Raw genomic sequence first — 8049 nt, 5'->3', positions numbered from 1 at the left:
AGCGCAGCCTTCCCACCGCGGGAGTGCCGATGACCGCGACCCGGCCGGGGTCGACCCCGACGGCGGTGGCGTCGTCGGTGTGGAGGTAGTCCAGCGCTCGGGACGCGGCCCACGCCCACGCGGCGATCGTCCGGCCCGCGTTGTCGGGCAGCTCGGCGTCTGGGTGGTGGAAGGCGCCGATGACACCGTCACGGAACCGGCCGGGGTCGTCCGGGGCGACCTCGCCTGCGTCGAGGGCGGCCAGGGCGTAGCCGGCGCCGACGATCTGGGAGATCGGGGCGTAGTCGCTGGTGGAGCCGGTGTCGTCTACCGCGGAGCGGTGGTCGATGAGCAGGAACGTCCCGCGGACCTCTCGCCCAGCCGGTGTGAACAGGCGCAGGGTGAACCGGGCGGTCCCGGCCGGGCCGGTCACGGCGATGACGACCTTCTGCCCGGCCGCCCCGTCACCGGTAGCGCCGAGGTCGGTGACGTCGTAGGTGACCGCGTCCGGGTGGGGCAGCGGGCGGCCGTAGACGTGTTCGCGGAACGCCTGCAGGAGCTGCGGGCGCTGCTGGGTCTCCCACCGCCCGACCGGTGAACCGCCCTCGTTCCGGGCCTCGTCCTGGTCGGCGTTACGGTGCTCGGGTGGGGCCGCTGCGGCGGCTGCGGACTTCGTTCTCATTACCGTGGCTGCGGCGGCGGCCTCACCCGTGCTGAGGCCCAGCGTGGCGGCGAGCGCGACCACGCAGACGGCGGTGCGTCGGCGGCGGGTCATGAGGCCGCTCCTGTCGCAACAGCCGGTGCCGGTGTGCCCGCCGGTGCGATTGCTGGTGTGTGGACGCGGCGGATGTGGGTGACCTTGTCCGCCCAGTCGGACAGTGGCTGTAGGACGACGCCGCGGGTGGTGTCGTAGGCGTTGACGATCAGGCCGTGTCCGACATACATGCCGTTGTGCCGAGGATTCCCGGCTGTGCCGAGCGAGCCCGGGATGAACACCAGGTCGCCGGGCGCGATGTCCTGGATGCGGACCGATGTCCCGGCGTGTTTCTGGCTGACCGTCCCTGCTGGGAGCGCGACACCGGCAGCGGCCCAGCTCGCGAGCATGAGTCCGGAGCAGTCGAACCCGTCCGGGCCTGTCCCTCCCCACACGTACGGTTTCCCGAGCTGGGCCAGGGCGTAGCCGACCGCCGCCCGCGCGACCGGGTCGGCGGGCGGGGTGAACCCGGCCGGGAGTTTCTTCGGGTCGACCGGTCCGGTCGGCAGCGGCACTCCGGCGCCGCCGGAGTCCGGGCAGGCATACACGCTCGCGGCGAGTTGTGCGTTCGTGGTGACTGAGCTGTCGGTGCCGCGTGGTAGCTCTACGGGATTGTCCGCACCCACCCAGAGTTGGTCGACCAGCGCTGCGGCCGGGCCCTCCTGAGGCGCGTAGCGATCCGGGAACGCTGAGCGCTGCACCGCCTGCGCCGCCGTCCCCGGTGCCATGGTGTGCCATCCGGGCAGCGCGATGAGGCGGTCGAGGAAGGAGTCGGTGGCCGCGACCGGGTTGAGCACCGGGCGGGCGGGCCCCAGCCCTGGGACGGGCGTTGCTGGTAGAGGCCGAGGGAGTCGCGGTCGCCGTAGGCGACGTTGACCAGCCGGGATTCGACGATGACGGTGGAGAGCGCGATCACCGCCGCTCTTCTGGGTAGTTGTCGTTCCACGACGCGGGCGACGATCGTGGCCGCGTTCTCGGTCTGCTCGCCCGTCCACTCGACACCGTCCACGGACTGCGCCCCGCCGCCGAGCCCACCGTCGGGTCCGCAGCCGAACCGGCCCCCGGCGATCCCCAACACAGCGATCACGGCGAGCCCGCCGATCGCGGCGGTCACCAGCAGCACCACCGACAACCCGAGCCCGCCCGCGACCAGCACGCCCCGTCCCACTACGACTCCTCCGTCAACGAGTCGTTGACACCGGCGATCCCGGTGGGGTCGCCGGTGTCGGCGCGCGGGAGGTCATCGTCCGGGCTTCCGGTGGTATCGGTGCTGGTCAGGGCCTCGACGCGAGGGCCGGTGCGCATTCCGGCGTCGGTGTCGAAGATCGTTTTTTCGGTGGCGGACAGGACGGTTTGGATTTTCATGCCGGGGCGGTTGTCGAGTTTCCACAGTGCGCGGCCTTGCGCTTGCATGGCCCATCCGGTGATCGCGGCCTGCTCGGTGGTCGAGAGGCCGAGTTGGTCGGCGAGGTCGTCGGTGATGGCGTCGGATTGGCCGAGGAGGATTTTCGTCGAGCACAGGGCGAGGAAGTCCCGGGCGATCGCGGCCTCGTGTGATCCGGCGGCGCCGACGGCGTGGAGGTCGGACGGCTGGTGCATGATCAATAACTGGATGGTGCGATCACTGCGGGACAGGCGTAGGTCGGCGTTGATGGCCTGGACTGCGCGTAGGCCCAGGCCCATTTGGCGCCAGACCTCGTCGCGGACCACGATCCGCGGCGCCCCACCCGCCCCGCCGGTGCCGGTGTTGTCGACGGTGTTGTGCAGGGTGGTGAGCATCGACGACCACATCCCGAGGCAGGTCAGGGCGACGTTCATGGCTTTGTCGCCGAGTGGGTCGAGGCGGGACAGGTCCATGGATTGGATGGGGGCGTCCCAGTCGAGGTCGAAGTTCGTCTCGGCGTCGAACAGCCCGGCCAGCGGCCCGGTGACCAGGTTCGACAGGGCGTCGGTGACCGCCCGAGTCTGCGTGGTGAACTCGGTTGCGGTCGACGAACCGGGTCCCGCCCACAAGTCGGTGTCGGGGTCGGCGAGCAGGCGGTGACCTGCGGGATCGTGACCGGGCGGAGCTGGTCGGTGGTGTCATCGGCGCCGAGCAGGCGGCGCAGGACGCGTGCAGGACGTATTCGTCGGTCACCGACGGGACGTGGCCCTGGGCCGCGGCCAGCGACAGCAGCAGCCGGTTCCAGCGGCCGAGGATCACGTCGAGTTCGCGGCGTTGCCGCTCGGTGCTCCAGGCCGGCCAGTACGTACGTAGTGGCCCGAGGTCCAGGGCGTTGAGGCGGCGCGGTGACCCGGGGCCGAGCGCGATCGGTTCGATCCCGAGTGCGCGCAGCACCGGCGTGTACTCGCCCTTCCGATCACCACTGATGAGGGTTTTGAAGCCGAACGGCATCATCCGCAGGCAGAACGCACACACCGTCGACGACTTCCCCCGCCCGGGCTTCCCGAAGATCATCATGTTCGGGTTGGTGACGATCTTTCTCAGGACCCACTCGGGCGGGTGGGTGTAGAAGGAGCCGCCGGTGGAGACGTCATAACCCATCCGGGCGCCGACCGCGGGGACACCGTGCGCGGCCAGCAGCGGGAACAGCCCACCGATCTGGTCGGTGGTGGCCCGGAACACGGTAGGCGTCGGGCGGCGTCGACCGGGGCCCAGCCCCGACCGGGCTCCCGGTGTCCGCGGCGCGGGTCGAGGTTCCAGGCGACACCGTCGTCGAGGCGGCCGGTCTCCGGCGCCGCAGTCACGGTGAGCTGTTCGGTGGTGAGGTCGGTGAACGCGGTCAGCAGTTCGCCGGTACTACGCGACACCGGCACACTCCGCCGCCGCCGCGTGAACATCCTGCTGTTGAGCCGGGTCATCGTTGCCACCGCCGGTTCGGCAGACCGGGGAGGCCGTAGCCGACGGGCAGGCATGCCGCGGTGAACGCGGCGTCCTGGGTGAGTTCCAGGCGCAGCAGGCCGAGCGGTCCCGGTCCGCGGCGTCGTTCTCGATCCCGGCCGCGGCGTCCTCGATGCCCCAGTCCGCCCAGTCCGACGGGACCGTGGTCGCGGCGGCGATGGTGTAGCGGACCAGGGCGTGCCCGGCCGCGACCGCGGCCTCGTGGGCGTGCCCACCAGCGTGACGCTGCTGGTCCTCCACCGTCGTGCCGAACCCGCGGGCGGCCTTCAGATCCGCGACCAGGGTGTCGCGGAACCTCGTGCGCGCCACATGCCGTCGGGCATGGGAGGGATCGAGGACCTCGTAGTGGATCTGCAACGACCGCCGCTCCCCCGCCCGCCGCACCGCCAGCAGCGGTCCGAGGGACCCGAAGCTCGTGCCGCCGACCGGTGGCTGGACGGCGTAGGCGACGGTGGCGAATCCGTCGTGGGCGTAATGCCGCGCCGCCGGGGTCGGCGCCAGCACCGGCCCGGCCATCGACCACGACAGATGCCCGGCCCGGTCCGGGCGAGTCAGCTGCTGATGCCGCAGATGCGCTGCGGCGGCCGGATTGAAACCCGTCCGCACGGCTTCGGCGACCGCGGCGGAGGACAACCATGCCACGTCGGTGACGCCGATGCCGCGTAGCGCGTCGGCGACACCGTCCAACACGCGGTAGAGGGCATACGCGCGCCGGCCACGCCGCCGCCGGCGGCTTTCGCCGCCCGGCGTAGTGAGTGCTCGGTCCCGCACACAGTCACGAACAACTCCGTCCGCACCGACGCGGCGGCCACAGTCCGGTCGATCTCCGCGGCGATCTGCCGGGTCAGCTCGGGGGCGTCGGCGACCTCGTGCTGTTCGCGCCACAACGCATAGTCGGTGCCGTCATCGGGGACGGTGCGCACCAGCAGCGACACTCGGTCGATGACCTCGCGGTGCGCGACGCCGATCAACATCGTCCCGAGCTGCGCGGCCAGGCCCTCGGACTCGCCCGCCGACGCCATCGCCACCCCGGAGTGCGTGAGCCGCCCGGTGATAGCCCACCGGCCGTCGACGCTGTCCTGGATCAGGCACAGGCGTTGGTCCGAGAGCGGGGGGCCGTCGTGGAAGCGGAACCGGGCCAACACGCCCGGCAGGTCCGGGGCGGCCGGGTCCTCGGCCCGCCCGGCCGCAGCGCGGGATTGCCAGGGGGACCAGCTCATTGCGACTCCTGTGGTGAACATGCACAGGTCAACCAGCCAGAACAGTGCGGGCCGGCCGCGGATCGGGACCGTCACCAACACCCACACCCCGCCGCGACCAGTAGCCAGCCGAACGCGGCCGACCACCGCCCCGCCCCGACCGCTACGACCACCGGCACACACGCGGCCCCGACCACGACCGCCTGACCGGTCGACAGGCCCGCGAGCCATCCGGCGCCTTCGCGGTGGTGCAGATTCCGATACATCCGCCCGGGATCGGTCGTGGTCATCGGTCGCTCCCGGTGTCCGGCCGCGGCCGCGGCGGTGTCGTGGACGGCGGTGTCGTGGACGGCGGCGGCGGTGTGGTCGGTGGCGGCTTGGGTGGGCGCCGGTCGGTCTCCGGCGCCGGGCGCGGGGCCCGCTCCTGCTGCTGGGCGAGCCGGTCCAGCTCACGCCGCCGCTGCGCAGACTCACCACCCGCAGCGCCACCCGAATCCCCGCCACCAGCGCCGCCACCAGCGCCGCTGCCGGTGTCGGGGATTCGGTCGGTCTGGTCACGTGTCGCGGCCCGGCCCAGCTCCGGCGCCGGAGCAGGAGCAGGCGGGGTGACCTGCGGCGGGGCGCCGCCGTGGCCGACATCGGGCGCCGCCGCCGGCCGGGCCGGTACCGGGGACGGGCGGACGCTGGGCGTGTGGCGCAGCACGAAGCCGCCGCCGTGCCCGACACCGGTCTGGGCGGCCTGCTGGTTCAACCGGCCCGCGGCGTACTCCCCGCCGCCGCCACCCGTGATAGCCGGCCGACAATGCCCCGCCGACCGTGCGGCCGGCCCGCACCGCGCCCGCCGCGACACCACCACGCCCACCGGCCTGAGCGCGGGCGTGGTCGGCGAACCGCCCCGTATGCGCTTCCTCGGCTGCGACACCACCGGGGCGGGCCGCCCCCGCCGGGGCCGGGCGCCGCGCCATGACCGCCCGCACATCCATGCCCGCGCCGGTCGCCGGATCGACGAACGCGAGAAGTTTGTAGGCCGCCCACGGGCAGAACACCGCCGCCAGCAACGTCACCGCCCCCGCCAACACCCCGGACACACCGGAGGCGCTGCCCAGCATCCCGACACCGATGACCAGCAGCAACGCCAACGCCGGTTCCAGCAGGATCGCCGCAGCCAGCCACCGCGCGGTCCGCCACCACCACGCCGACGTCGCCCCCGACAACAACCCCGCCGCCGCGATCGGCGATACCGCAATCAACATGACGATGATCGCCTGGCGCACGACCATCTCGAACGCGAAACCGACCGACGCCGCCGACCCGAGCGCCCCAGCGATCGCCATGATGATCGCCCTCGTCATCTCCGTCAGGCCCTCACCCAGGTCCGGGTTGTCGATGAAGATCGCCCCGACACCGGTCACCGGCTCCTCCGCCGGGGCGTCCGGGTCGGCCGGCGGCGGGTCCAGCACCCGGGCGAAATCCGGTGAGCCCAACGCTAGATCGAGCAGGCCGCGGGCGATCCCGTCCGCCGCGGCGACCAGGCCTGCCGACAACGACAAGATGAAGGCCAGCGCGATCCCGAAATGGACCGGTCCCAGCAACAACCGCGACGCCCCCCACCCGCCCCGGGCCACGACCGCCACGATCTGGGAGAAGAACACGCAGGTAGCGACCAGGATCGCCAGCCACCACAACGCCGGCCACACCTGCCCCAGACCGCGATCCGGAGCGAACAACGCAACCAGATCGAACCGCGTCAGATGATCGATCAGGGCGAGGGTGTCGCGCAGCATCGCCAAACCGGCCGTCCACACCGACTCCAGGACACCGACCACACCGGCCTTGACGTACTCCGTCGCCGCGGTGGACAAGGCGCCGCCGGGATCGGTAGCGATGCCCCCGCACTGCTCCAGAAATCTGGTTCAGGAGCAGGGGGCGGCGCGGGCTCGGGAGGTGGCTGTGCCAGCCACCGGGCCAGCAGCTCAGGCCCGGTGCCCTCGGAACTCTTGGCGGGGGTCATCGAGCGATGGCCCGGTATCCGGCGGCGACCGCTTCAGCGGTCCCCGGCCACGGCGACGGAGCCTGCTCCGCGCTGGGGGCCCGCGCGATGCGCCACTGCTCCCCGTCGGCGGTCGCGACGCGGCGCATCGCCTCGCAGTCGCCCATCCCGCCGGACACGACCTGGCCCTTGAAGTCAAACGTGAACTCACCCAGCACACAGACCACGACGAACCGATCTCCGACCTGGCCCTTGACCAGCGCCTCTGCCGGAGTCCAGGTGATCGACATCCCGGGCTTCGGCCCATGTGCCGGGAGCCCGGCGTTCTTCCGGAAGTTCGTCAGGATCCAGGACAGGAACGCGCCCCTCCCGGGGGGCGCCCCGGCCTCCGCGATCGAGTCGTACGCGCGGGCGTAGTCGGCCGGGTCGCCACCGAGCATCCCGGCCTGAGACATCGCCACCAGCTGCGCGATCGCGCCCTCCGGCGTCGCGGGGAAGCTGTCGGGGAACGGCACACCCACCACACGCCCCGGGGCGGGGAGCGTGATCGGCGGCCCGGCCGTCTCGGTGGTCAACGTGTGCGGCTGGCTCGCGGCTTCCGGCAGCACCAGCATCGGCGCGGCCGCGAGTTCCTGTTCCGAGGCCCACTCCCGGGCCTCCACACCTGCCGCCGCGGGTGGTGCGGCGGGAGCCGGTGCGGGTTCGTCCCGCACCCCGATCCAGCCCGTCACGGTGTAGGCCAGGCCGGCGACCAGCAGTGTCGCCAGGACGCCGACTCCGGCGGCGATCGCGTAGCCGCGGCGCCGGTTCGGCTCCCGCACCACCGGCGGCGTAGACGGGCTGGTCATCCGAAGTCCCCGGTCGCGATCGTCTTCAGCAGGTTCTGGCCGGACGCCCAGAGCACACCGGCCAAGACCGAGGTGCCGACCATCCCGGCACCGATCGTCGCCGCGATCCGATTGCCCCACAGTCGTCCGGCGCCGATGGTCAGGACACCGAGGAAGAACAGGACCGGCACCGACCAGCCGGCCAGCGACATGATGACACCGCCGAGGTAGTCGGCGGTGTCACCGAACCGGCCGGGCAACGGCCTCGGTACCACCGTCGGCAGCTGCGGCAGGCCTTGTTCCTGCCCGGCCGGCGGCGGCGCAGGCGGCGGCTGCTGACCCGGAAGCCCAGCACCGAACCACCCGGCGCCGAACCGGCCGGCACTGAACCACACAGC

7 protein-coding genes and 2 pseudogenes are annotated in these 8049 nt (G+C 72.4%); all 9 read right to left on the bottom strand.

Features of this window, described 5'->3' with window-relative positions:
- A pseudogene (locus KPL57_RS58775) lies at nt 1–754 on the bottom strand (hypothetical protein); the annotation flags it as partial.
- Nucleotides 751–1281 carry a C40 family peptidase gene (locus tag KPL57_RS71150; protein WP_226358703.1) on the bottom strand — a complete coding sequence of 177 codons (531 nt, stop codon included), beginning with the start codon at nt 1279–1281 and terminating at the stop codon, nt 751–753. The gene KPL57_RS71150 and the pseudogene KPL57_RS58775, both read right to left, overlap by 4 nt.
- A gap of 56 nt (nt 1282–1337) precedes the next feature.
- Nucleotides 1338–1901: a hypothetical protein gene (locus KPL57_RS58765; RefSeq protein ID WP_226358702.1), complete on the bottom strand. Its 564-nt coding sequence runs from the start codon at nt 1899–1901 to the stop codon at nt 1338–1340.
- Nucleotides 1901–2746: a hypothetical protein gene (locus tag KPL57_RS58760; RefSeq protein ID WP_226358701.1), complete on the bottom strand. Its 846-nt coding sequence runs from the start codon at nt 2744–2746 to the stop codon at nt 1901–1903. Before KPL57_RS58760 ends, KPL57_RS58765 begins: the two co-directional genes overlap by 1 nt.
- Nucleotides 2747–3533: 787 nt before the next feature.
- Complete coding sequence (locus KPL57_RS58755) at nt 3534–4325, bottom strand: SCO6880 family protein (RefSeq protein ID WP_374203948.1); 792 nt, start codon at nt 4323–4325, stop codon at nt 3534–3536.
- A 122-nt stretch (nt 4326–4447) separates the two neighbouring features.
- Nucleotides 4448–5065: pseudogene (locus tag KPL57_RS73280) on the bottom strand (SCO6880 family protein); the annotation flags it as partial.
- A 323-nt stretch (nt 5066–5388) separates the two neighbouring features.
- On the bottom strand, nt 5389–6696 hold the full coding sequence (locus KPL57_RS58745) for a hypothetical protein (protein ID WP_226358698.1): 1308 nt from the start codon (nt 6694–6696) through the stop codon (nt 5389–5391).
- 145 nt (nt 6697–6841) lie between these two features.
- Nucleotides 6842–7672 carry a hypothetical protein gene (locus KPL57_RS58740; RefSeq protein ID WP_226358654.1) on the bottom strand — a complete coding sequence of 277 codons (831 nt, stop codon included), beginning with the start codon at nt 7670–7672 and terminating at the stop codon, nt 6842–6844.
- Nucleotides 7669–8046 carry a hypothetical protein gene (locus KPL57_RS58735; protein WP_226358653.1) on the bottom strand — a complete coding sequence of 126 codons (378 nt, stop codon included), beginning with the start codon at nt 8044–8046 and terminating at the stop codon, nt 7669–7671. The genes KPL57_RS58740 and KPL57_RS58735 overlap by 4 nt, the downstream gene beginning before the upstream one ends.
- Nucleotides 8047–8049: the final 3 nt, after the last annotated feature.

Source organism: Pseudonocardia sp. ICBG601 (assembly GCF_020496245.1).
The sequence above is the reverse complement of the archived record's forward strand: the minus strand, read 5'-3'. Positions and strand labels throughout refer to the sequence as shown.

Excerpts from the sequence above, each read along its gene's own strand:
- KPL57_RS58740 (WP_226358654.1), bottom strand. The coding sequence starts at position 7,672 with ATGACCAGCCCGTCTACGCCGCCGGTGGTGCGGGAGCCGAACCGGCGC.